The organism is Variovorax sp. J22P240 (genome assembly GCF_030316855.1).
Classification (GTDB): Bacteria; Pseudomonadota; Gammaproteobacteria; order Burkholderiales; family Burkholderiaceae_C; genus Variovorax.
This window is the reverse complement of sequence record NZ_JASZYR010000001.1, coordinates 1,406,698-1,429,655: the sequence shown is the minus strand read 5'-3', so window position 1 is coordinate 1,429,655 and position 22,958 is coordinate 1,406,698. Positions and strand designations below refer to the sequence as shown.

Sequence of the window (22,958 nt, the reverse complement as noted above, 5' to 3'; positions counted from 1 at the left end):
TACATTGCAACCTGGCGAGAATTCAATTCATATCTTTCCCTGCTATTTGCTAACTATAAGAGGCTTAAAAAGCTCCGCGTCTTTAGGCCTTGCGAAGTAAAGGGCTAATAGAAAAAAGAAAAATCCAATCGCGGAACAATCCTAGGGCAGGGTTGCGGACATTTATCCCCACCTGGTTTCTAAAGTCCGCTTCTAAAGCAGTGCTCTCACTTTTTTCGCTGAGCTTTATTACCCGCAGATATAATAAGACGATTGAGCCGACTTGTAGTCTGGCCATAGCCGTGCGAGAGGCGCAGTTTCGCTCGTCGGGCTTAACTTGTGGCCTTGTAGGGGTTGAAGCGCTGTGGTCGGGCCGCCTTGTTGACGGTCGGCTTTCGCGGCGCACCCCTCAATTTCGGGGCATAGCTCAGGCTATGTCTGCTTGTCTAAGGCGCTAGGGACGGCGATGGGTTGAAACCGCCAGCTCGGTTCGCGCCGTTGAACGACCTGAGTCGGTCTTGACCCGCCGCACGATTGGCGCGACCCAAGGACCGTTCATGGCCGTGACTTCCTGTTCGTCAAGCTTGCCGATAGCAGTCCTCGGCCAACTGAGCGAGCACGCCGAAGGTCAGCTGACAGGCATGGCCGCGAACTGGTACTCGCGGCCAGGAGTCGACCTTCGCGACAGTCGGCTGCAGGCGAAGAGGCCGGCGGTCAAAGCGCCCCGCAGCCTCTCAGCGCACGACCTCGTCGGCACGCAGCAAGAGGCTTCTGGGAACCGCGACGCCGAGCGCCTGGGCGGTCTTCAAGTTGATCAGCAGTTCGAACCTATTCGGCTGCTGGACTGGGAGGTCGGCGGGCTTGGCGCCCTTGAAGATCCGGTCGACGTAGCCGGCGGCGCGGCGCGCCAGTGCAGCGATGTCCGCCCCATACGTCAGCAAGGCGCCACCGGCGTGGTGGTAGCGCTCCGTGCCAATGCACGGCAGGCGCGCCTGCGTCGCTGCGGCCACCAGCTCGCCGCTCGAGTAGACATGCCAGCCCGCCGGGAGCATGAACAACGCCTCGGTGCCCGTGCGGGCTAGTGGCGGGATGACAGCCACGATGTCCTCGACGCGGTTCAGCTCGACCCGCTGGATGCGGATGCCGAGCCGAGGCGCCACCACCTCGATCTGCGTCAGCTCCGTCTGGTGCGTGGCGATCAAGGGCATCCAGAGCACCGCGACCTCGCGGGCCTGCGGCAGCAACTCGCGCAGCAACTCGATCCTCTTGGCGTGCAACTCGTCGTCGACGGCCGACAGGCCGGTGAGGTTGCCCTCGGGGCGCGCCAACGACGAGACCAGGCCGCTCGTGACGGGATCGCTCACCCCCGAGAACACGATCGGAATCGTGCTCGTCGCTCGCTTCGCGGCCATCGCCGCGGCGGTGGTAACACACCAGAACAGGTCAACGCCGTCCGCCACCATTGCGACGGCATGCGCGTCGAAACCCTCCGGCTTGCCCCCGGTGTGCCGCCAGTCCATCACATAGTCGCGGCCCTCCTCGTAACCCTGGTCGCGCATGCCGGCGAAAAAGGCATCGAAGATAGGCACGACGCCGAGGCTTGGCCGCGGAAAAAACGAGATGTAGCCGATGCGCCGCGGGCGGTCGGCTGGCCAGACGCCAAGCGCGATGCCGGCTGCCGCACCGAGGACGATGAGCCGGCGTGCAAAGCCGTCCGGACGCGGATTCATGCGCCGAGACTACCTCCGATCCACCCTCAACGCAAAGCGGGTGCGGGGCGACGGAGCGCTCAGCTGGTCGGGGTGGTCTTCGCAGATCCAGCCGCGGCCTTGGCACAAGGGGCAGCTCGAACGCTAGGCCGCCGTCTCGGAGATGGGTGCTGGCTATGGTGTCGGCTTGCGGGCTGCCGGCAGTTAGCCCATTCGCCGGGCCCTTCCGGCAGGTTGCGCGTCCCAAGCGAGCTGACTATCAGGCTCCGCGCCAGAGAAGCGCTGCAGCGCCTTCTCGCGTGACAGACGCCTTATGGAATGGGAGCATAGGGCGCATGAAGGTCAAAGAGTGCCCGCTACCTTCGCCAATGACGCGGCCCTGAGCTGCTAACAACTAATGCTTCGTTGGCCTGCGTCCGCTTTGCGGAGTCGAACTAAGGTCGGCGTACGTCTGCTCCGGGCCCGGACTACCACTCTGGTTACGTGAAAAGCGGCCGCTTGATCCGGCTTCGGAACCGAGTTGGCAGTCGGTGAGGGGGTGCCGCTCAGGCGATGTCCGTGATGCCTTGGGACCGGTCGTAGATTCTGAGATGCTCGCGGCGCCTGAATGACCGCACTCGGCGCTACAGCGTGAGTTCGTCGGGCGGCAGGGAAGGACTGCAACCGCTGGAGCCTGTGTGGGAACGGCCGCCATGGCGGACACCCGCGCCAGTAGACGATCGCCGGCCATGGTGGTCGTCCAGTAGTACGGCGAGGCCGAGATGCTTACTTGAGGTGGAAGGGGCCGTTTACGGCATAAAAGGGTGGTCACCCACCCGCCAGCCTCACCGCCTTCATCGTTTTGGCGATACCCAAGATCGAGATGATGCGCTTGAGGTTGTAAGCGAGCACGCTGAGGCTGAACTCTGTACTCACGTTCTCGATGCCACGCGTCAGGAAGTGCGTCCAGCCCATCCAGAGTTTCAACGTGCCGAAGACGTGCTCGATGGTCTTCTTGCGCGTCAACATCGCATCCGGCTGGCGATCAAGGCGTCGCTGCATTGCCTCGAGAACGTCTTCATGCTCCCATCGTGAGATTCGTCTGTAGTCACTGGGTGTGCAGCGCGCCTTCATCGGACATTCAGGGCAGGCGCTGGTCCAGTATCGGCGCATCTGTAGGCCGCTCTCCTCGCGCGTGAACCTGTAGATCGCGCGCTGCCCAGCGGGGCACTGATATTCATCGTCGCGAGCGATGTACACGAAGTCCGCTTTGTCGAACCGGCCCTCTGCCTTGGCGTTGGAAGTCGTTGGCTTGGGGACGTACGCTGCGATTCCCGCATCGCTGCACGCCTTGATCTGCGCGCTGCTGAAGTACCCACGGTCTGCGATAGCCTTCAAGCGCGGCTTGCCCATGGCTTCGCGCGCCGCATGCGCCATCTTGCTGAGCTGGGCCCTGTCACTGCCCGTGTTCGTCACCTGATGGGCCACCACCAAGTGGTGCTTGCCGTCGACTGCCGCCTGCACGTTGTAGCCGACCATCGCCATGCCGGTATTGCTGTGTGTGGTCATTGCACGGGCATCGGGGTCGGTCAGCGAGACCTGGCCGTCAGGCGCCGCCCGAACTTGCTCGCGCATGCCGCGCAGCGCCTTCATCTTCTGCCGAAGATCGTGCACCTTGGCGCTCAGCCGCGCCGTCTTCTCAAGCCAGTCGCTCGGCCCAGTGCGATCGTTGGTGTCCAGCGCATCAAGGTACCGCTGGATGTTGGTCTCGATTTCCCGCTCCCGACGGGCGAGCTTGCCTTCGGTGTAGTTGCGCTCTCGACTGTTCACCGCCTTGAATTTACTGCCGTCGATTGCGACCACGGCTTGAGAGAACAGCTTCAGTTCGCGGCACAGCACGATGAAGCGCCGGCACACGTTGCGAATGCCCTTACCGCTGTCGCGCCTGAAGTCGGCGATGGTCTTGAAGTCAGGGGCAAGCCGGCCAGTCAGCCACATCAACTCCAGGTTGCGCTGACATTCACGCTCCAAGCGCCGGCTGGACTGGATACGGTTGAGGTAGCCGTAGATGTAGATCTTGAGCAGCACGGCCGGGTGATAGCCGGGCCGACCGGTGCAAGCGGGGAGAACACCCTCGAACCCGAGTTCCTGAAAGTCCAGTTCGTCGACGAAGGCATCGACCACTTGGACCGAGTTGTCCTCCGCGATGAAGTCCTCGAGGCACTCCGGCAGCAAGGTGACCTGAGTTCGGTCCTCTCCCTCGATGAATCGCTTCATGTGACCCCTCTTGACGAGTTGCCATAACTTAGGCGAGTTGCGTGAGTCCTTCAACCGTTTTCACACAGCCTCGCTGCACTTCGGATCGTCTACGGCCCGTAATGGGTGAGGGTTGACATTCGTGAGCCCTCGTATCCACGGTGCTGTTCGCTCCTGCATCACCTACGCCGCAAGCCGATGTTCATAGTACGGCCGCTCGCGATCATCGAGGAGGGCGTGCAGCTCTGCGGGACTCCTGCTCTGCGGCTGCAGCCACGCATCGACGTTCTCCGGTCTGATTGGCACGATGCATCGGTCGTGCCCGGCTGCGGCAATCTCAGGCGGCGGCTCGTCCGTGATCGCCGCAAAGGAGAGAAGATCGGGCTCACCGGCTTCGCTCCAATGTGAGCACAGGCAGGCCACCAGCATATCTTGCTGCGGCCGTGGCCTGAATTCGAGCACGACGTTCTTCCCATCGCGCTGGACGTTTTCGTAGAACGCGTTCACGGCCAAGATGCCGTGGAACTCACCGAAAGTTCCGCGCCAGAAGCTGCTGTCGAGGTTGTCCTTGCGCGCGTTGTAGGACCCCGGGAACTTGGTGTCATAGAACGCCGGCTTACCGGGCGGTCGGCATTGATAGCGCATCGGCTTGATCACGCGCTTACCGTCCTCCCAGATCATCACTGGCGCGTAGACGCCAGGGAAGATTCGCCAGTCGTCCGGTAGCAGCTCGGCGCGCTTCAGGAGCGTCTGGAGCCGCCGGACATCGACATCGATTTCGAGCACCAGCGTCGCGAAGAGGCGATGCAGTATGTCTACGAGAAGTACGGCAGGCACCGCGCCGCGCTCACCGCGGTGGCGATCACCTACCGGACCAAGTCGGCGCTGCGTGACGTGGGCAAGGCTATGGGGATCCCGCTCGACACGATCGAGCGATTGGCCAAGACCGCCTACGGCAACGATGAAAAATGGATCAGCGAGGCGTGCCTGATCGAGAACGGAATCGATCCCGCCGATCAGAAGGTGATTCACTGGCTCAAGATTGCGGACACGATCCGTGGCTTTCCACGGCATCTGAGCCAGCACCCCGGTGGATTTGTGATCGGGCGGGACAAGTTGAGTCGCCTGGTGCCGGTCGAAAACGCCGCGATGGAGAACCGATCCATCATCCAGTGGGACAAGGATGACCTGGATTCGACGGGTTTGATCAAGGTGGACGTTCTCGCCCTTGGCATGCTCACGGCAATCCATCGAGCCCTCGACCTCGCCGGCGAGAAGGCCGGCGGGCCGCCGATGCGTATGCAGGATGTCCCAGCGGAGGACCCGGCAATCTACGAAATGATTTGCAAGGCGGACACGGTGGGCGTCTTCCAGATCGAGAGCCGGGCGCAGATGAGCATGCTGCTCACGCATGCAGCCCAGACGCTTCTACGATCTCGTGATCCAGGTCGCGATCGTGCGGCCCGGGCCGATCCAGGGCGGCATGGTGCATCCGTACCTGCGCCGGCGAGCCGGCGAAGAGGCGATCGAATACCCGAGCGAAGAGATCCGCAAGGCGACGGAACGCACGCTCGGCGTGCCGCTGTTCCAGGAGCAGGTGATGCAGATCGCCATGGCCGCGGCCGACTTCACCGCCGGCGAAGCGGATCAACTGCGCCGAGCGATGGGCGCGTGGCGCAAGCGCGGTGGCCTGGAGGTGCACCAGCGCAAGCTCATCGAACGCATGCTGCGCAAGGGCTACACCGAGGAATTCGCACTCAGGATCGCGAAGCAGGTGGAGGGATTCGGTAGTTACGGCTTTCCGGAATCGCACGCGGCGAGCTTTGCTCTGCTCGTGTACGTGAGCTGCTGGCTCAAGCGCCATCATCCGGATGCGATGCTGGCGGCACTCCTAGACAGCCAGCCCATGGGCTTCTATGCGCCAGCGCTGCTGGTGCGCGATGCGAGAGAGCATGGCGTCGTTGTTCGGCCCGTGGATGTGATGGTCAGCCAATGGGAGTCGACACTGGAAGAGGCCGCCCAGGCTGAGGCATCGTCGCGCTGGGATGCCACCTATGAGCAGCCGCCACGCGCCGTGCGGCTGGGATTCTCGCGTATCAACGGAATGCGTGAGCAAGCGGCAAAGCGGATTGTGGCGGCGCGGGAGTCTGCTTCGTTTGCGAGCGTAGAGGACCTTGCGATGCGAGCGGAGCTCGACGCCCATGACCTCGGATGTCTGTCGGCTGCGGATGCCTTGCTCGGTTTGGCCGGGCGGCGACCCGATGCCGTTTGGGCGGCAAGAGGCGTTGAAACGCGTCCCACGAAGATGCTGCGCGAAGCGCGAACGCATGAGGACCCCATTGCGTTTGCGCAGCCCGAGGAGGGCACCGAGATCGCGGACGACTATGGAGCCCTCGGTTTGAGCTTGCGTCGACATCCGCTGGCATTGCTTCGGTCGCAGTTGGCCGACCTGGGGATTCAGACGTCAGAGCAACTTCGTTGTAAAGCCAAGGATCGACAAAAGGTTCGCGCCAGCGGAATCGTGACGCATCGGCAACGTCCAAGCACTGCGAAAGGCGTGATCTTCGCGACTCTCGAAGACGAGACCGGAACCGTGAACATCATCGTCTGGCCGCAGGTCGCCGAGAAGCAGCGCGCCGTGCTGCTGGGCGCGAAGCTGCTGAGCGTCGAAGGCACATGGCAGAGCGAGAAGGGCGTGCACTCGCTCGTAGCCATGAAACTGTGGATCACACAGAATTGCTTGGGCAACTGCGCGTGGCTAGCCGTGACTTCCGGTGAGTGTCATACGAGGCGGACGAGAACGGTGGTTTCAGAGCCTCGTGGGCGTTACTTTTTGATGTCTCTCGTTCGGGCTCGACGGTTCAAATCTCTGGCGTACCCCGCGGAGCATTCGGACCGTCTGCCGCAAGGATGGACGCGAGTCGGGGTTGGCACCCAGGCCTTTTGAGGCCGTTGACAAGGAGGCAATGATGACGAGGACTAGACATTTTCTGGATGGTTGCCCATCCTACCGACGCGTCTACGAGGATCGGATCACAGGGCGTCGGTGGGTCGACCGAGGGCATCGCCCACCAGGATGGATCGCGGGCCGGGATCGCTACGAGTTACTGGTTAAGGGGGGCGAGAGCGCGGCGGAAAGCAGATCGAATGAGAAAGACGTGAAGAGGACCTTGGCTCGACGCAAGCAAGCCCTGAAAACTGGCAAGCCTAAGAGCCTGTTTGACGTCCCTTGGGTCCAAGAGGGCAATGGCAAGACCAAACCTTGAGGGCCGGCCGCTTGGACCGTCGCGTATCGCCGACCGTATGGCGCCTACACCACGGATGTGCCAATGGGGTTGGTGAAGCCGATGAAACTGCTGATCCTTTCCGACCTTCATCTGGAGGTTTGCAGAAAGTTCGCGGCGCCGAAGTCGCACGACTTCGACGCCGTGATCCTGGCGGGCGATATAGACACGCCCGGTTGGAGAGGCATTCGTTGGGCAGCCCGAACCTTTGTGTCGGTGCCGGTCCTCTTCGTCGCCGGCAATCACGAATATTTCAGACAGCGGGCCGATCTTGCAGTTCACGCCATGCGGCAAACAGCGACTGAGCTGGGTGTCCATTTCATGGACAGAAGTACCTTGGTGGTCGGTGGCATCCGGTTTCTGGGCTGCACCCTTTGGACGGACTTCTGTTTGGCTATCAAGGGACACGAAGGCGAACGGGTTGCAGATCAACAAACGTGCCGACGCGAAGCCGAGGCGAACATGCCCGACTACCGCTTCGTGCGTGTGGCAGATTCCCGTGCGGTTCCCGGCTCGCGTCGGGAAGCGGTTGGAAGGCCGCTGGACACTGACGACACGTTGCGGTACCACCGGCGTGATGCGTCTTGGCTGAGCCAGGCATTGGCCGAGCCATTTGCGGGAACAACCGTCGTCGTGACCCATCATGCGCCCCATTGGAAATCTGTTTCCGGGCAGTTTCAGCAAGATCACTTGTCGGGCGCGTTTGCCAGCGATTTGCCCTCAAGTTTCTTTGAGGTACCTACTTTGTGGGTGCACGGGCACACCCACGCCAGTTTCGACTATTCCGTCGGCCAGTGCCGCGTGGTCTGCAATCCTCGGGGTTATGTGGTGGACGGTGCTGATCCTGGCAATCCCAATTTTCGACATGGCATGGTGATCGATGTGACCTGACGCGCGTCGTCTGCGTGTGGGCGCAGCGCCGCTTGAAGGGTTCAGGCGGGCGCGCTAAAGTGATGAAACGGGTGGACGGCAGAAGTGAAAAGGGGGGCTGGGGTACGCTACGGAGGACGCTGTATTTTCGTCTTGCATGGGCTGCGTCGCCGTAGGAGTTGAATTTCCTTGGCAGGCCCTTGGTTTCCGAATCACTGTCCTTCCGCCAACGACTCCCTGTCGTTCCGCAAAGGCACCTGCGGCTGGCAAACGCCGTGGTCCGACCAAATGCATTCGACTCCCTCCGGTTCCGCCAGGATTGGCCTCCATATCGCCTCGCGGTGATCGAAAGGCCCAAAAAAGCCCCGCCAGCCGGGGCTTTTTTTGCGTCTGACTCCCTGGTCCGAGCCGCCTTCCTGCCTGGACTGCTGCATCCCGGCTTCAATACGCCGTTTGGAGGGGAATGCCGTGGGAGACAGATGCCGATGGGGCGTTGCCTATGTCACGACCAGCCCCTTGAGGGCCGGATCCGAGGACGGTGTCTTGAACTTCATGTCCTTCAGCGTCTTGACGAGCAGCTGGGCAATCATCAGGTTGCGGTGGCGCTTGCTGTCCGCTGGCACGACGTACCAAGGCGCATAGGGGGTCGACGTGGCCGTGAGCGCGTTTTCGTAGGCTTGCTGATAGCCGTCCCACTTCTTGCGCACGGCGAGGTCGTCCATGGAAAACTTCCAGTGCTTGCCGGGATCGTCGACACGAGCCTGCAGGCGCGAGCGCTGCTCATCCTTGCTGATGTGCAGCATGCACTTGACGACGACGGTGCCTGTCTCGGTCAGTAGCCGCTCGAAGTCGTTGATCTGCGCATAGCGGCGCCGCGTCTCGGCCTTGTCGACCCAGCCCTCGACGACGGGCACCAGCACGTCTTCGTAGTGGCTCCGGTTCCACACCATGATGTCGCCGGAACGTGGCACCACGGCGTGGCAGCGCCACAGGAAGTCGTGCGCACGCTCCTCGTCGCTCGGTGCCTTGAAAGCCGTCACGCGGACACCAAGAGGCGATGTGCGTGAGAACACCCATCGGATCGTGCCGTCCTTGCCGCTGGTGTCCAGGCCCTGCAGCACCAGCAGCAGCTTGCGCCGCCCCTCGGCATGCAGGAGGTTCTGCAACTCGTCGAGTTCGGTCGCCAACTCATCGAGTTCTTCGCGCTGTTCGGTTTCGTCGCCCCGCAGAAAGGGCGAAGCCGCGGGATCGACTTTCGATAGCTGGAATTTGCTGCCGACAAGGAATTTCTTGAAGCTGGCCATGAGGAGGGGGCTCCTGCGCAAATCCGCAGCGTACGCGATTGCGGCCCGCCTTCGCCGTGCCTACTCGTCGTCGCGATCCAGCGAGGCGCTCCAGCGGTTGTCCCAGCCGCCTCGGCGGGCGTCATCGAGGTCGCGCCGGTCGCGCTTCGTGGGGCGCCCCTGTTCGATGCTGAGGGCCGGCTCGCTGCCGACCCGCCGCTGTTCGCGCGCCGCGGCCTGCGCGGCCAGGCTCTCCGGAGTTTCCTCGTAGAGCTGCTGCGCCACGGGCGCCGGGCCGCGCTGGCCGCTGATGCCACGCACGAGCACGGTGCGCGTGATGGCGCCAAGCCGCATCGTGACCGAGTCTCCCACCTTGACTTCGCGCGAGGCCTTGGCGGTGTCGCCATTGACTTGCACGCGGTGCTTGCCGATTTCGTCGGCGGCGAGCGAGCGCGTCTTGAAGAAGCGCGCGGCCCAGAGCCATTTGTCGATGCGAAGACGATCCATGTTCATCGATTGTCGCGCGCGAGCGGCAGGCTGACTACGGCATCCAGCCCGACAACCTGTCCGCCGGATTCCCTGTTGTCGAGAGCGATGCTTCCGCCCAGGGCAAGCACGATCTCGTGGCAGATGGCGAGGCCCAATCCAGAGCCGCTTGCGACGTCGCCGGCCGCGAAGGGGGCGAACAGCCGTTGCCGCAGTTCGTCGGAGATGCCGCGGCCCTCGTCGCTGACCGTGAGCATCGCTGCGTCACCGTCGGCTTGCACTCGTACCACCAGTGTCGCGCCGCGAGGACTGTGTTTGATGGCGTTGTGCAGAAGATTGCGAGTGAGTTCCTGAAGCATCCAGCGGTGCGCGCGTACCTGCACCGGCGTCGGGGCGGTGGAAAGCTCGAAGTCCAGCGCCTTGTCCGCGACGAGCGGCGAGAGGTCGAGCGCGATGCCGCGCACCGTCTCGCCGAGGTCCAGCGCCACGGATTCGGGCTGCTGGCGCAATTGCTCCACCTTGGCGAGCGACAGCATCTGGTTCGCCAGCGCGGTCGCGCGGTCGACCGTCTCGCTGATTTCACCGAAGGCCTGTGCGGCCGGCACGTCGCCGCGGCGCGCGGATTGCACTTGCGCCTTGAGCACGGCGAGCGGCGTGCGCAGCTGATGCGCGCTGTCCCGCACGAAGCGCTTCTGGTGGTCCAGCAGCCGGCGCAGGCGGCCCATCACCTGGGTCGTGGCATCGATCAAGGGCAGGAGTTCGCGAGGGGCTTCGGGTGCCTCGATGGGTGAGAGATCGTCGGCGGCGCGCGCTGCGATCGCTTCGCCGAGCTCGCGCACCGGTCGGGTCGCGCGCTGCACCACGAGCACCGTCACGCCGGCGATCACGGCAAGCAGCACGAGCTGCCGCCACAGCGTGTCGATGAGCAGCTTGCGTGCGAGGGTCTCGCGCAACTCAAGCGTCTCCGCGACCTGCACGACGGCCATGCCGCGCCCGCGCGCGCTGGCGACCGGCTGCAGCAGAACGGCCACGCGAACCGGCCTGTTGCGAAATTCGGCATCGTAGAAATCCACCAGAGCGGCGTAGGGCGGCCGATCCGGAAGCTTTCCTCGCCAGAAGGGCAGTTCGGCAAAGCCGGAGATCATCGCGCCGTCCTGCGCAGACACGCGGTAGTACATGCGGCTCTGGTTGTCGGCCTCGAAGGCCTCGAGCGCGGAGTAGGGCACCATGGCGCGCAGCGAAGCCGCTTCGTCGTAGCCCTCCACGTCGAGCTGCTCGCCGATGGTCTTCGCCGAAGCGAGCAGCGTCCGATCGTAGGCGGTGGTCGCGGCCGCGAGACTCTGCCGATAGAGGCTCACGCTGTTGATGACGATGAACACCGCGACCGGCGCGAGGATGCCGAGCAGCAACCTCGCGCGCAGCGACGAGATGCGCCTCATGTTTCTTCGCGCAGGAGGTAGCCCAGGCCGCGCAGGGTCATCAGCGTGGCGCCGGTGCCCGCCAGCTTCTTTCGGAGCCGGTAGACGACCACTTCGACCGCTTCGTACTGGACGTCCATCTCGCTCGGAAACACGAGCTCGAACAGGCGTTCCTTCGATACGGCGTGACCGGGCTTGACCATCAGCGCCTTCAGCAGCGCCAACTCCCGCGGTGTGAGTTCGAGCACGTCGGCGCGGTGATAAATGGCTCCGCTGTCGGGTTCGTAGCGAAGGCCGCCGACCTGCTGCGGCCGCGCCGGCGAGTCGGGACCCGCGTTCTGGTGGCGCCGGTTCAGCGCCCGAATGCGGGCCTCGAGTTCATCGAGATCGAAGGGCTTGGGCAGGTAGTCATCCGCACCTGCATTGAGCCCCACGATGCGATCACCCACTGTGCCGCGTGCAGTCAGAAGCAGCACCGGCGTGCGCAGCCCGGCGGCGCGCGCCTGGGCCAGCACCTGCAGGCCGTCGAGATGGGGGAGGCTGAGATCCAGGGCCACCACATCGGGTTCCAGCTCGCGCCATTGGTCGAGCGCCAGGGCGCCGTCGCCGCAGACGCGTACGTCGATCTGGCGGCGGCCGAGCGTGCGCTGCAGGGTGGTTTGCATCGACGGATCGTCTTCGATAAGCAGCAACTTCATCCCGCGATTTTCGGTGTTTACCCCAGTACGCTGGACAGCCAACTGACAGCGGGGCGGCGCATCATAGCGGCGTTCAGCTTCTACTCAGCTTCCATTCGAAGGAGACATGCATGCGTCGCGATACGTTTTTGAAGTCACTGGCCGCCATGGCCGCCACGGGGGCCCTGCCGCTTTCGGCCTGGGCTGCGGCCAACGTCAAGATGATGATTCCCGCCAATCCGGGCGGTGGTTGGGACACGACGGGCCGCGCGCTGGGCAAGGCGCTCACCGATGGCAAGCTGGCCGACACGGTGACTTATGACAACAAGGGTGGCGCGGCCGGCGCGCTGGGTCTGGCCCAGTTCGTCAACGGCTCCAAGGGCGACCCGAACGCCATGATGATCATGGGCGCCGTGATGCTGGGCGGCATCATCACCGGCAAGCCGCCGGTCAGTCTCTCGCAGGCCACGCCGATCGCCCGCATCACCAGCGAATACAACGTGTTCGTGTTGCCAGCCAGCTCGCCGCTCAAGTCCATGAAGGACGTGGTCGAGCAACTCAAGAAGGACCCGGGCAGCGTCAAGTGGGGCGGCGGCTCGCGCGGATCCACCGAGCACATCGCCGCGGCCATGATCGCGCAGAAGGTCGGCGTCGATCCTTCCAAGATCAACTACGTTGCGTTCCGTGGGGGCGGTGAGGCCACGGCAGCCATCTTGGGCGGCAACGTCACGGTGGGCGGCAGCGGCTTCAGCGAGTTTGCCGAATACATCAATGCCGGCAAGATGAAGGCCATCGCGGTGACCTCCGCACAGCGCCTGCCGGGTATCAACGTGCCGACGCTCAAGGAGCAGGGCATCGACGTCGAGATCGGCAACTGGCGCGGTGTGTATGGCGCGCCGGGGATCACGGCCGAGCAGCGCAAGGCGCTGACGGACATGGTGCTGGCGGCCCTCAAGACCCCGAGCTGGGCCGACGCCATGAAGAAGAACGACTGGACCCCGGCGGTGCTCTCGGGCGACGCTTTCGCGAAGTTCGTCGACGACGAGTTCGCGAGCCTGCGCGCGACGATGGTCAAGTCCGGCATGGTCTGACCCTGGTCGCCTCGCTCTCCCCCTGACAGCGGCCGTGCCGCCGGGCCCGCCAACGCTGGCCCGGCGGTGCTGTCGGAAGGGGTCCTTCGATCTCGACTCAGGGACAAAAGAATGACAACTCCACCCTCTTCGGTCTCGCTGACTCCGGCGGTATGGCCGCAAACGCTCGTCGGTGCCGGCGTGCTGCTGACCGGGCTGGCGCTCGCGTTCGGCGCGCTCGGCATCTCGTCCGAGGCCGGCTACGGCGGCGTCGGACCCAATTTCCTTCCCTGGCTGGTCGCCATCGCGCTGACGGTGTGCGGCGCCTGGATCATCTGGGAATCGCGCACGGGCGGTTTTCGCGAGATGGACGAGCCTTCCGGCGCGGTCCATTCCTACTGGGCCGGCTTCGTGTGGGTGTCGGCCGGGCTGCTGCTTAACGCCGCGCTCATCACCACCATCGGATTCATCTTCAGCTGCACCCTGTGCTACCTGCTCGCGGTACAGGGCTTGCGCCGGGCCAGCGGACAGGCGGGCGTCAATTCTCCGCGCACCTGGCTGATCGACATCGTGACCGGCCTTCTCATCTCGGCGCCGGTTTTCTGGATGTTCACGCAATTCCTGGCCATCAACCTGCCAGGCCTGACCGGCACGGGGTGGCTCTGACATGGACATTTTCAATGCACTGATGCACGGCTTCGCGCTCGCGATCACGCCGGTCAATCTTCTGTGGTGCCTGGTGGGCTGTGCCCTGGGCACAGCGGTCGGCGTGCTGCCGGGCATCGGCCCGGCTGTCGCGGTCGCCATGCTGTTGCCGATCACCGGCAAAGTCGACGTCACGGCCTCGATGATCTTCTTCTCGGGCATCTACTACGGCGCCATGTACGGCGGCTCGACCACCTCCATCCTGCTGAACACGCCCGGGGAAACGGCCAGCATGGTGACGGCGATGGAGGGCAACAAGATGGCCAAGAGCGGCCGGGCAGGCGCGGCGCTCGCCACGGCCGCGATCGGCTCCTTCGTGGCCGGCACCATCGCCACCGTGATCGTCACGCTGTTCGCGCCCTTCGTGGCCGAGTTCGCGGTCAAGCTCGGGCCGCCCGAGTATTTCCTGCTGATGCTGTTGGCCTTCACGACCGTGAGCGCCGTGCTCGGCAAGAGCACTTTGCGCGGCATGACGGCGCTGTTCATCGGACTTGCGGCAGGATGCATCGGGCTCGACCAGATCTCCGGCCAGGGCCGCTACACCGGCGGCATTCCCGAGCTGCTCGACGGCATCGAGATCGTGCTGGTCGCGGTCGGCCTGTTCGCCGTGGCTGAAGTGCTCTATGCAGTGCTCTACGAAGGCAAGGTCGTCGAGGGGCAGAACAAGCTGAGCCGCGTTCACATGAGCGCCCGCGACTGGAAGCGCTCCATCCCGGCATGGCTGCGCGGCACCGCCATCGGCACGCCTTTCGGCTGCATCCCCGCCGGCGGAACGGAGATCCCGACCTTCCTGAGCTACGCGACCGAAAAGAAGCTGGCGAAGGACGCGGACGCCAGGGCCGAGTTCGGCACCAAGGGCGCGATCGAAGGCGTGGCAGGCCCCGAGGCGGCCAACAACGCGACCGTGACCGCGGCGCTGATTCCGCTGCTCACGCTGGGCATTCCGACGTCGAACACGACCGCGATCCTGCTCGGTGCGTTCCAGAACTACGGCATCCAGCCGGGGCCGCAGCTCTTCACGACGTCCGCCGCGCTGGTGTGGGCGCTGATCGCGTCGCTCTACATCGGCAACGTGATGCTGCTGGTGCTGAACCTGCCGATGGTCGGGCTGTGGGTCAAGCTGCTCAAGATCCCCAAGCCGCAGCTCTATGCGGGCATCCTGATCTTCGCGACGGTCGGCGCCTATGGCATGCGGCAAAGCGCATTCGACCTGGTGCTGCTCTACGCGATCGGCGTGCTGGGCGTGGTCATGCGGCGCTTCGACTTTCCGACCGCGCCGGTCGTGGTCGGGATGATCCTCGGACCGCTTGCCGAGGCGCAGCTTCGCAATGCAATGTCGATCGGAGAGGGCAGTGCGGCGGTGTTCTTCCAGCGTCCGATGTCGATCGTGCTGGTCGTCGTCATCCTGGCCGTGATGATCCTGCCGCGCGTCGCCAAGAGAATGTCGAACAAATAGCTCGCCCCCAGGCTGCGCGCACTTCGTGTCGCTTCGCCTACCCCCTGCCGGGGGCAACACCAGCGGACCGGCGGAGCCGGATCCGCGGTGTTTCGCGAATGGACGCCGGAAACGCCTGCGGGTCTTAGTTGCCGGTGGCGTCCGATTGATACTTGGCGGTCGTCGACTTGGCGCCGAAGCCCTTGATGCGCTGGATCTCCGCCACGAATTCGGGGCCGTTGCGCATGCTCATGTAGGCGGACATCTGGCGTGCGTAGGCCGCGCTGTTCGGATCGAAGCTGTCGCGGCCGGCTACCTGCGACATGCCGGACTTGTTCCACAGGCTCAGGTCGGCGGCGACTTCAGCGCGGCTCAGCGCGCCGATGGTCGAGTCGGGCGGGCCGACGCGGTATTCCGCAGCGACGGTGTTCATCTCCGAGCGATTCGCGGCGAGATCAGCCGACACTTGAGCGCGGCTGAGTTGGCTGGTCATCCGAATGGGGGCGCCGACCCATTGCTCGGCAGGCACGGTCTGAGCGGATACGGCCCCGGCCAGCGCAAGGGCGGAGACACCGAGAATTAGCTTTGCATTCATGATGAAATCTCCTTGAGGCTTTGAGGTGTGGCCGCCGGAATTGCAGTCACCACGGGATGCAACTGTGGCGGCACGCGGCCAATCGCGCTGTGCGTTTGCGCACAGGTTTTTTCAACCGGGCTGTCTTGGATGCGAGTTCGACACGATGGCGCTCCAGCGTTCCAGTCTTGCCCTGCAGCACATCGCGTTGCTCGAGGGCTTGCCGCCGCAACGGCTGGATGGGCTCGCCCAGCGCTGCCAATGGCAGAGCGTCGCGGCCGGCACGCCGCTGCTGCTGCGGTCGGAAGACAAGAGCGATGTCTTCTTCCTGGTGTCAGGTCAGTTGCGCGTGACGACGTACTCGGCGGCAGGCCGCCAGGTCACTTTCCGCGACCTTCAGGAGGGCGAATATTTCGGCGATATTGCCGCCATCGACGGCAAGCCGCGATCCGCCGACGTCGTGACGCTCAAGCCCAGTGTCGTTGCCAGCCTCGATCGCTCGGGCTTCCTTGAGTTGCTGCGTGACGAGCCGACCGTCGCGGAGCGCGTGATGCGCAACCTCGCCGCTCTGGTGCGGCAGTTGTCGGATCGCGTCATCGACCTGAGCACGCTGGGGGTGCAGAACCGTGTTCATGCCGAGTTGCTTCGTCTCGCACGTGCGGCAGGCATCGTTGACAACCAGGCACGGCTCGATCCCGCCCCGACCCACGCAGAATTGGCGAGCCAGATCAGCACCAATCGCGAGCAGGTGACGCGCGAGCTCAACGCATTGCGGCGCGACGGCGTGCTCGCCAAGGACGGCAAGGCACTCGTCGTTGCCGACGTGCAGCGGCTGGCTTCGCTGGTGGCGGAGGAGCGGGGCTTCGCCTGAGCCCCGGTCGGCGCGCGTGCTAGCGCTGGGGCTGGTTGGCCGGTTGCACCACCGTGGAGCGGCGATCGTTCGATCTGATCGTTTCGCTGCCCGCGGGTGCCGGCGTGCCTTGCGGCGTGACGACCGTGGAGCGGCGGTCACCCGACCTGTTCGTTTCGGTCCCCGAAGGTGCCGGTGCGCCTTGCGGCGTGACGACGGTGGACCGGCGATCCGTGGATCGCTTCGTGACGTTGCGGGGAGGCCCGCCCCGGGCGCGGTCCAGCGCAGCGCCTGCGTTGCGCACGCAAGCCTCGCGGGCCGGCGCGGCCAGGGAGCCATCGTTGCACTTCGCGATCTGCTGGTCGTGGCGTTGCTGGGCCTTCGCGAGGTCCGCCGCGGTCTGGGCGCCTGCCGCCAGTGCCGTGGCCAGAAGGGCGCCGGAAATCGCGACACGCGCGTGGATTCGGATCATGGTGTGCCTCCGTCGTACGACGATGCGACTAGTCTAACTTGCAACAATTTGCGACGTAACCACCTCATGGCGTGGGCGCGGGCTGTTCCTCGGCGTGGGGGGACGGGGTCGGCCCCGATTCATGGTGGCCCACCTTCCCGCGAATGCGGCGAGACGTGCGGCGGATCCACTGCTCGACGTCGTCGACATAGGTGAACACGGCCGGCACCACCAGCAGGCTCAGGACCGTCGAGGTGATGAGCCCGCCGATGACCGCCATCGCCATCGGCGAACGGAAGCTGGAATCGGCCGTGCTGAGGCCGAGTGCGATGGGCGCCATGCCCGCGCCCATCGCGAGCGTGGTCATGATGATCGGCCGCGCCCGCTTGTGGCAGGCATCGCGCAACGCATCCCAGCGGCTCATGCCGTGTTCGCGCCGCGCCACGATGGCGTATTCCACCAGCAGGATCGAGTTCTTCGTCGCGATGCCCATCAGCATGATCAGCCCGATCAGCGAAGGCATCGACAGCGCCTTCTGGCCGATCAGCAGGCCGACGAAGGCGCCGCCAAGTGCGAGCGGCAGCGCGCACAGGATCGTGATCGGATGCAGGAAGTCCTTGAATAGCAGCACCAGCACGATGTAGATGCAGAGCACGCCGGTGAGCATCGCCAGGCCGAAGCTCGCGAACAGCTCGGTCATGACTTCGGCGTCGCCCACCTCGGCCACGCGCACGCCGGGCGGCAAGCTGCGGATCGAGGGCAGCTTCATCGTGGCGTCCTTGGCGTCGCCCAGGCCCACGCCGGACAGCTCGATCTCGAAGTTGACGTTGCGCGAGCGGTCGTAGCGGTCGATCACGGCCGGGCCGCCCTCGACAGTGAGAGCGGCCACCTGGCCCAGCATCACCGGGCCGCGCGCGCCTGGCACGGAGAGGCGTTCGAGCAGGGCCAGGTTCTGGCGCGCCGAATCCTGCAGCTTGACGACGATCGGCACCTGGCGTTGAGCGAGGTTGAGCTTGGGCAGGTTCTGGTCGTAGTCGCCGAGCGTCGCGACGCGCAGCGTGTCGGCGATGGCCGAACTCGTCACGCCGAGGTCGGCCGCGCGCGCGAAATCGGGCCGCACCGCGATTTCTGGGCGGATCAGGCTTGCTGTGGAGGTGATGTTGCCGAGGCCCGGGATCGTGCGCAGATCGCGTTCCACCGCGCGGGCGGCAGTCGTGAGCGCGGCGGGATCGTCGCCGCTCAGCGCCAGGATGTACTTTTCGCCGGAGCCGCCCAGGCCCACCGTGCTGCGTACGCCGGGCAGCGATTCGAGCGCGGCGCGGATTTCGTTCTCGATCACCTGCTTGCGCGGCCGGTCGCCGCGCGGGTCGAGCTGGATCGTGAGCGTGGCCTTGCGCGTCTCCGGCGTACCGAAGTTCGCGAACGGGTCGCCGCCCGCGCTGCCGCCGCCCACGGTGGTGTAGACGCTGCGCACATGTTTGATCGCCATCACGCGGCGACGCGTTTCTTCCGCCGCCGCCATGGTCTGGGCCAGCGTCGCGCCGGGTGCCAATGAGAGATACACCTGCGTCTGCGAGTTGTCGTCCGGCGGGATGAACCCGGTCTTGAGGAGCGGAATCATCGCCACCGAGCCGAAGAAGAAGAGGGTGGCCAGCACCATCGTCGTGAAGCGGTGCTTCAGGCACCACTCGGCCATGCGCATGTAGATCCTGAGCCAGCGCGGCTCCTTTTCGGCGCCGACGATGGGCTTCAGGATGTAGGCTGCCATCATCGGCGTGAGCATCCGCGCCACGACCAGCGAGGCGAACACCGCGAGCGAGGCCGTCCAGCCGAACTGCTTGAAGAACTTGCCCGCCACGCCGCTCATGAAGGCGGTCGGCAGGAACACGGCGATCAAGGTGAAGGTGGTGGCGATCACCGCCAGCCCGATTTCGTCGGCCGCTTCCATCGCGGCCTGATAGGGCGTCTTGCCCATGCGCAGGTGCCGCACGATGTTCTCCACCTCCACGATCGCGTCGTCGACCAGGATCCCGACCACCAGCGACAGCGCGAGCAGCGAGACCACGTTGATCGAGAATCCCAACAGGTACATGCCGACGAAGGCAGGGATGACCGACATGGGCAGCGCCACCGCCGAGATGAAAGTCGCGCGCCAGTCGCGCAGGAAAAGCCACACCACGATCACCGCGAGGATGGCGCCTTCGTAGAGCAGGTGCAGCGAGCCTTCGTATTCCTCCTGCACCGGGTCGACGAAGTTGAAGGCCTCGGTGAGCTGGATGTCGGGCCGTTGCGCGCGCAGCTCGGCCAGCGCCTTCTGCACCGCGGCACCGACTTCGACCTCGCTCGCGCCGCGACTGCGGGCGACTTCGAAACCGACCACCGGCTTGCCGTCGAGCAAGGCGGCGGCTCGTGGCTCGGCAATGGTGTCGCTGATGCGGGCCACCTGGTCGAGCCGGATGCGGCGGCCATCCGAGAGGTAGATCTGCATGTCGGCGAGCTCGTCGGCCGACTTCACCGTGGCGAGCGTGCGCACCGGCTGCTCGCTGCCGCCCAGGTCGGTGCGGCCACCGGCGCTCTCCGTCTGCACCTGGCGCAATTGCCGCGAGATGTCGGCGGCGGTGGCGCCGAGCGCCTGCAGTTTTTCGGGATCGAGATCGACGTGCACTTGCCGGGTGACACCGCCGACGCGGTTGACTGCGCCGACGCCACTGATCGCGAGGAGCTTCTTCGAGATGTCGTTGTCCACGAACCATGAGAGCGCCTCGCCATCCATGCGCGTGGACGAGATCGTGAAAGCCAGCACCGGCTGCGCCGCGAAGTCGAGCTTGGTGACCACCGGGTCGCGCACGTCGGCCGGCAGGTCGGCACGCACGCGCTGCACGGCGGAGCGCACATCGTCGACCGCTTCCTGCACCGGCTTTTCGAGGCGGAATTCGACGATCAGCGTGGCGGCGCCGTCCTGCACCTTGGTCGTGATGTGCTTCAGGCCCTGGATGGTCGCGATCGAGTTCTCCAGCTTGCGTGCGACGTCGGTTTCGAGCTGCGAGGGCGCCGCCCCCGGCAGCGCCGCCGACACGGTGACGGTCGGCAGGTCGATGTCGGGAAAGTTCTGCACCTTCATCGCGTTGAAGGACAACAGCCCCCCGAAGGTGAGCAGCACGAACAGCATCACCGCCGGAATCGGGTTGCGGATGGACCAGGCCGACACATTCATGGCGGTGCTCCTTACTTCGCGGCTTCGATGGCCGGCTTCGCGGCGGCTTCCACCACGCGGACGAGGTCGCCATCGTTGAGGAAGCCGGCGCCTTGCACGACCACGCGCGTATCCGCCGGCAGCGGCGTCGTGATCTCGACCCGGTCGCCCACGCGCCGGCCGGTTTCCACCTTGAGCTGCGAGACGCGGTTGTCCGGTTGCAGAAGCAGCAGGTGGTTAAAGCCGTCCCGCGGAACGATCGACGCCTGCGGCACGGTGGTCGCGCTGGTGCGGCCCAGCTGAAAGTCGCCGCGCGCGAACATGCCGGCCTTGATGCCCGTGTTCTGGAGCACGTTCGGGATGTCGACGTAGACCAGGGCGGCGCGCGTCTGCGGGTCCACCGTCGGCGCCACGCTGCGCACCTTGCCGCTGACCTGTGCGCCGCTGGCGCTGATGACCACGGCCGGCGTGCCGACGGCGATGCGGCCAAGTTCGGACGACGTGATTTCCGCACGCCACTCGAGCCGGCCCTGGCGGATCAGCCGGAACAATTCGGTGCCGGCGTTGACGACGCTGCCCACCGTCGCGGTGCGCGAGGAAATCACGCCGTCATCGGGCGCCAACACCTGCGTGTTGCGGCCCCGCACCTGCTGTGCCGCCAGCACGGCCTCGGCCGCCTCGACCCTTGCCTTGGCCGTCTGTTCGGCGGTCTGATATTGATTGATCTGCTGCTGGCTCATCGCGCCGGTGGCCTGCAGCGTGCGAGCGCGCGCAGCGGTGCCCGTGGCGTCGGCGGCTGTCGCGCGTGCTTCGGCCAGCGAGGCGCGCGCCTGGGCCACATCGGCCTGAATGGTTTCGCCCGAAAAGGTCGCGAGCACCTGTCCCTTCTTGACCACGTCGCCGACGTTCACGCGCACTTCGGCAAGCTTCAGTCCGCTGGATTCGGAGCCGATGCTGGCCTCCTGCCAGGCTGCGACGTTGCCGTTGGCCGCGAGCGTCACGCTGAGTTCGCTGGTCTCCGGCTTGGCGACGGTGACGGTCAATGTCGGCCGAGCCGTCGCGGCTTCCTTCGGCTTGGCAGCGCTCTCGGGCTGCTTGCCGCGCGTGAGCCAGAAGGCGGCGGCTGCAAGGACCAGCACGACGGCCAGTCCGATGACGATGAGGGTGGAACGCTTCATTCTTTTCATGGCGACGGAGTCACAGGGGTTGTCGTTGTGGCGACGGATTCGGGCCGCGACCAGCCGCCGCCCATGGCGCGGTACAGCGACACCCAGGCTTCGGCGCGTTCACGCTGCAGGGAGACGCGGGCGGTCTCGGAGACGAACAAGGTGCGCCGCGCGTCCTCCAGATCGAACAGGCTTGCGAGCCCGGTGCCGTAACGCTGCTGGGTGGCATCGAACGAGACCTGGTAGTTCGTCACCGCGGTTTCGGCGTCGCTGGCGCGCTCGTCGGTGCTTTGCAGGTTGATCAGGGCTTCCTCGACCTCGCGCACGGCTTGCCGCACCCGCGCCCTGTAGACGGCGACGGATTCGTCGTAGCGCGCCTTCGCGGCCTCGGAATTGGCCGCGAGCGTGCCTCCGTCGAAGATCGGCACAGTGAGCGCGAGGGGGCCGATGGTCCAGGTATCGAGCGTTTCACGGAATCCTCCGGCGCGGACCTGGAGCGTGGCGATGGAGCCCTGCAAAGTCAGCCGCGGAAAGCGCTGCGCCAACGCCGCGCCCGCATCAGCGCTGGCCGCCGCCACGGCCAACTGAGCTGCAAAGATGTCGGGCCGCTGCGCCAGGGCTTCGGCGGGAACGCTGTGAACGGCCTGCACGGCGGGCAAGGTGACGTCGATGGATGCAGCGTCCAGCTTGGCGTCGAGGACGGGTGCTTCGATCGCGGTCAGCGCGGACAGCGCCTGTCTTTGCACGGCGCACAGCGCGCGTTGCTGTGTCAGGCGCCCCGCTGCCTCAGCGGCGCTCGCGCGCGCCAGCGCGGCGTCGGCCGGTGCGGTGAAGCCTGCCCGTGCCGAGAGGTCGGTCAGCCGCGCGGTCTCGGCTCGCGATCGGGCATCGGAGGTCGACACCACCAGTTGGCGACGGCAGGCGCGTTCCGCCAGGTACGCGTTGGCGGTCTCGGCGGCGACGGACACGCGGGCTTCGTGCCATTGCGCGCCCGCACCCTCGAAACGGGCCTGGCTGGCATCCCGGTTGGCGCGCAGGCCGCCGAACAGGTCGATCTCCCAGCTGGACTGCAGGCCCGCCTGCCCGGTCGTGAGAATCGGCAGGCTGGTGGGGATTCCGTCGGTCGTGCCGCCCGTCGCGCCCGTGGAAAAGCCGGAACTCGGGGAGTTGCCGCGGCTGGCCGACGCCGTACCGTTGAGATTGGGTATCAGCGCTGCACCTGCCGCGACGCGCGAGGCGCGCGCTTCGGTGATGCGGGCACCGGCGCTGGCCACCGTCGGGCTCGCGGCCTCCGCAGCGAAGATCAGTTCGACCAGCAGCGGGTCGTTCAGCTGGCGCCACCATTCGGCCAGGGTCGGCAGCGACCCGCCGTGCGGCAGCGCGGCGGTGGAGGCGGGCAGGGGGGTGTTCCATTGCGCGGGCAGAGGCGCCGTCACCTGCTCGGGCGGGCGCGGAACCGCGCAGGCCGCAAGCAGCAGGGAGGCGACAAGGCAAAGCGCGGGAAGCCGGGTGTTCCTCATGAGATCGGGGTCCGCAAAAAGAGGCGTGGTTCAGGCGAGCAGGTCGATCGCCA

The 22,958-nt window shown here is 65.4% G+C and carries 18 protein-coding genes; 6 read left to right on the top strand and 12 right to left on the bottom strand.

Features of this window, described 5'->3' with window-relative positions:
- Positions 1 to 713: 713 nt before the first annotated feature.
- The 3 genes from QTI24_RS06860 to QTI24_RS06850 form a co-directional block, all read right to left on the bottom strand.
- Positions 714 to 1,709: an ABC transporter substrate-binding protein gene (locus QTI24_RS06860; RefSeq protein ID WP_286599199.1), complete on the bottom strand. Its 996-nt coding sequence runs from the start codon at positions 1,707 to 1,709 to the stop codon at positions 714 to 716.
- A gap of 786 nt (positions 1,710 to 2,495) precedes the next feature.
- A complete protein-coding gene (locus QTI24_RS06855; protein ID WP_286599195.1) occupies positions 2,496 to 3,944 on the bottom strand; it encodes an IS1182 family transposase in 1,449 nt (482 codons plus the stop codon).
- 162 nt (positions 3,945 to 4,106) lie between these two features.
- Positions 4,107 to 4,709 carry an SOS response-associated peptidase family protein gene (locus QTI24_RS06850; protein ID WP_503011219.1) on the bottom strand — a complete coding sequence of 201 codons (603 nt, stop codon included), beginning with the start codon at positions 4,707 to 4,709 and terminating at the stop codon, positions 4,107 to 4,109.
- A gap of 652 nt (positions 4,710 to 5,361) precedes the next feature.
- Here QTI24_RS06850 and QTI24_RS06840 point away from each other — a divergent pair.
- Both QTI24_RS06840 and QTI24_RS06835 read left to right on the top strand, forming a co-directional pair.
- Positions 5,362 to 6,870, top strand: coding sequence for a helix-hairpin-helix domain-containing protein (locus QTI24_RS06840; RefSeq protein ID WP_286599192.1), 1,509 nt, complete (start codon positions 5,362 to 5,364; stop codon positions 6,868 to 6,870).
- A gap of 400 nt (positions 6,871 to 7,270) precedes the next feature.
- Complete coding sequence (locus QTI24_RS06835) at positions 7,271 to 8,098, top strand: metallophosphoesterase (protein WP_286599191.1); 828 nt, start codon at positions 7,271 to 7,273, stop codon at positions 8,096 to 8,098.
- Between the two features lie 476 nt (positions 8,099 to 8,574).
- Here the strand turns inward: QTI24_RS06835 and QTI24_RS06830 are convergent, their stop codons facing one another.
- Genes QTI24_RS06830 through QTI24_RS06815 form a run of 4 tightly spaced genes read right to left on the bottom strand, consistent with a single transcriptional unit; the run spans position 8,575 to position 11,962 of the window.
- On the bottom strand, positions 8,575 to 9,381 hold the full coding sequence (locus tag QTI24_RS06830) for a PPK2 family polyphosphate kinase (RefSeq protein WP_286599190.1): 807 nt from the start codon (positions 9,379 to 9,381) through the stop codon (positions 8,575 to 8,577).
- A gap of 60 nt (positions 9,382 to 9,441) precedes the next feature.
- Positions 9,442 to 9,867, bottom strand: a complete 426-nt coding sequence (locus QTI24_RS06825) for an RNA-binding S4 domain-containing protein (RefSeq protein ID WP_286599187.1) — start codon at positions 9,865 to 9,867, stop codon at positions 9,442 to 9,444.
- Positions 9,868 to 9,869: 2 nt separating this feature from the next.
- Entirely contained in the window at positions 9,870 to 11,285 is a 1,416-nt protein-coding gene (locus tag QTI24_RS06820; RefSeq protein WP_286599186.1) for a sensor histidine kinase, read from the bottom strand.
- Positions 11,282 to 11,962: a response regulator transcription factor gene (locus QTI24_RS06815; protein WP_286599185.1), complete on the bottom strand. Its 681-nt coding sequence runs from the start codon at positions 11,960 to 11,962 to the stop codon at positions 11,282 to 11,284. The genes QTI24_RS06820 and QTI24_RS06815 overlap by 4 nt, the downstream gene beginning before the upstream one ends.
- 110 nt (positions 11,963 to 12,072) lie before the next feature.
- Between QTI24_RS06815 and QTI24_RS06810 the strand changes: the two genes are divergently transcribed.
- The 3 genes from QTI24_RS06810 (at position 12,073) to QTI24_RS06800 (ending at position 15,172) form a co-directional block, all read left to right on the top strand.
- A complete protein-coding gene (locus QTI24_RS06810; protein WP_286599184.1) occupies positions 12,073 to 13,032 on the top strand; it encodes a Bug family tripartite tricarboxylate transporter substrate binding protein in 960 nt (319 codons plus the stop codon).
- A gap of 111 nt (positions 13,033 to 13,143) precedes the next feature.
- Positions 13,144 to 13,677, top strand: coding sequence for a tripartite tricarboxylate transporter TctB family protein (locus tag QTI24_RS06805; protein ID WP_286599183.1), 534 nt, complete (start codon positions 13,144 to 13,146; stop codon positions 13,675 to 13,677).
- A 1-nt stretch (position 13,678) separates the two neighbouring features.
- Complete coding sequence (locus tag QTI24_RS06800) at positions 13,679 to 15,172, top strand: tripartite tricarboxylate transporter permease (protein ID WP_286599182.1); 1,494 nt, start codon at positions 13,679 to 13,681, stop codon at positions 15,170 to 15,172.
- A gap of 124 nt (positions 15,173 to 15,296) precedes the next feature.
- On the opposite strand, the gene QTI24_RS06795 is transcribed toward QTI24_RS06800, so the two are convergent.
- Complete coding sequence (locus QTI24_RS06795; RefSeq protein WP_286599180.1) at positions 15,297 to 15,746, bottom strand: hypothetical protein; 450 nt, start codon at positions 15,744 to 15,746, stop codon at positions 15,297 to 15,299.
- A gap of 145 nt (positions 15,747 to 15,891) precedes the next feature.
- Between QTI24_RS06795 and QTI24_RS06790 the strand changes: the two genes are divergently transcribed.
- Positions 15,892 to 16,596 carry a Crp/Fnr family transcriptional regulator gene (locus tag QTI24_RS06790; RefSeq protein ID WP_286599179.1) on the top strand — a complete coding sequence of 235 codons (705 nt, stop codon included), beginning with the start codon at positions 15,892 to 15,894 and terminating at the stop codon, positions 16,594 to 16,596.
- Positions 16,597 to 16,615: 19 nt separating this feature from the next.
- Here the strand turns inward: QTI24_RS06790 and QTI24_RS06785 are convergent, their stop codons facing one another.
- The 4 genes from QTI24_RS06785 to QTI24_RS06770 all read right to left on the bottom strand — a co-directional run bounded on the left by QTI24_RS06785 (position 16,616) and on the right by QTI24_RS06770 (position 22,905).
- The gene (locus QTI24_RS06785) at positions 16,616 to 17,047 is read right to left on the bottom strand and encodes a hypothetical protein (RefSeq protein WP_286599177.1); all 432 of its coding nucleotides are present in this window, start codon (positions 17,045 to 17,047) and stop codon (positions 16,616 to 16,618) included.
- 64 nt (positions 17,048 to 17,111) lie between these two features.
- Complete coding sequence (locus tag QTI24_RS06780) at positions 17,112 to 20,240, bottom strand: efflux RND transporter permease subunit (protein WP_286599176.1); 3,129 nt, start codon at positions 20,238 to 20,240, stop codon at positions 17,112 to 17,114.
- Between the two features lie 11 nt (positions 20,241 to 20,251).
- Positions 20,252 to 21,406 (bottom strand): efflux RND transporter periplasmic adaptor subunit, encoded by a 1,155-nt coding sequence (locus tag QTI24_RS06775; protein ID WP_286599175.1) that lies wholly within the window; start codon positions 21,404 to 21,406, stop codon positions 20,252 to 20,254.
- Positions 21,403 to 22,905 carry an efflux transporter outer membrane subunit gene (locus tag QTI24_RS06770; RefSeq protein ID WP_286599174.1) on the bottom strand — a complete coding sequence of 501 codons (1,503 nt, stop codon included), beginning with the start codon at positions 22,903 to 22,905 and terminating at the stop codon, positions 21,403 to 21,405. Before QTI24_RS06770 ends, QTI24_RS06775 begins: the two co-directional genes overlap by 4 nt.
- Between the last annotated feature and the right edge of the window lie 53 nt (positions 22,906 to 22,958).

Coding starts and splice junctions, on each gene's coding strand:
- QTI24_RS06860 (WP_286599199.1), bottom strand. CDS start 1,709: ATGAATCCGCGTCCGGACGGCTTTGCACGCCGGCTCATCGTCCTCGGT.
- QTI24_RS06855 (WP_286599195.1), bottom strand. CDS start 3,944: ATGAAGCGATTCATCGAGGGAGAGGACCGAACTCAGGTCACCTTGCTG.
- QTI24_RS06835 (WP_286599191.1), top strand. CDS start 7,271: ATGAAACTGCTGATCCTTTCCGACCTTCATCTGGAGGTTTGCAGAAAG.
- QTI24_RS06830 (WP_286599190.1), bottom strand. CDS start 9,381: ATGGCCAGCTTCAAGAAATTCCTTGTCGGCAGCAAATTCCAGCTATCG.
- QTI24_RS06825 (WP_286599187.1), bottom strand. CDS start 9,867: ATGGATCGTCTTCGCATCGACAAATGGCTCTGGGCCGCGCGCTTCTTC.
- QTI24_RS06820 (WP_286599186.1), bottom strand. CDS start 11,285: ATGAGGCGCATCTCGTCGCTGCGCGCGAGGTTGCTGCTCGGCATCCTC.
- QTI24_RS06815 (WP_286599185.1), bottom strand. CDS start 11,962: ATGAAGTTGCTGCTTATCGAAGACGATCCGTCGATGCAAACCACCCTG.
- QTI24_RS06810 (WP_286599184.1), top strand. CDS start 12,073: ATGCGTCGCGATACGTTTTTGAAGTCACTGGCCGCCATGGCCGCCACG.
- QTI24_RS06805 (WP_286599183.1), top strand. CDS start 13,144: ATGACAACTCCACCCTCTTCGGTCTCGCTGACTCCGGCGGTATGGCCG.
- QTI24_RS06800 (WP_286599182.1), top strand. CDS start 13,679: ATGGACATTTTCAATGCACTGATGCACGGCTTCGCGCTCGCGATCACG.
- QTI24_RS06795 (WP_286599180.1), bottom strand. CDS start 15,746: ATGAATGCAAAGCTAATTCTCGGTGTCTCCGCCCTTGCGCTGGCCGGG.
- QTI24_RS06790 (WP_286599179.1), top strand. CDS start 15,892: ATGGCGCTCCAGCGTTCCAGTCTTGCCCTGCAGCACATCGCGTTGCTC.
- QTI24_RS06785 (WP_286599177.1), bottom strand. CDS start 17,047: ATGATCCGAATCCACGCGCGTGTCGCGATTTCCGGCGCCCTTCTGGCC.
- QTI24_RS06780 (WP_286599176.1), bottom strand. CDS start 20,240: ATGAATGTGTCGGCCTGGTCCATCCGCAACCCGATTCCGGCGGTGATG.
- QTI24_RS06775 (WP_286599175.1), bottom strand. CDS start 21,406: ATGAAAAGAATGAAGCGTTCCACCCTCATCGTCATCGGACTGGCCGTC.
- QTI24_RS06770 (WP_286599174.1), bottom strand. CDS start 22,905: ATGAGGAACACCCGGCTTCCCGCGCTTTGCCTTGTCGCCTCCCTGCTG.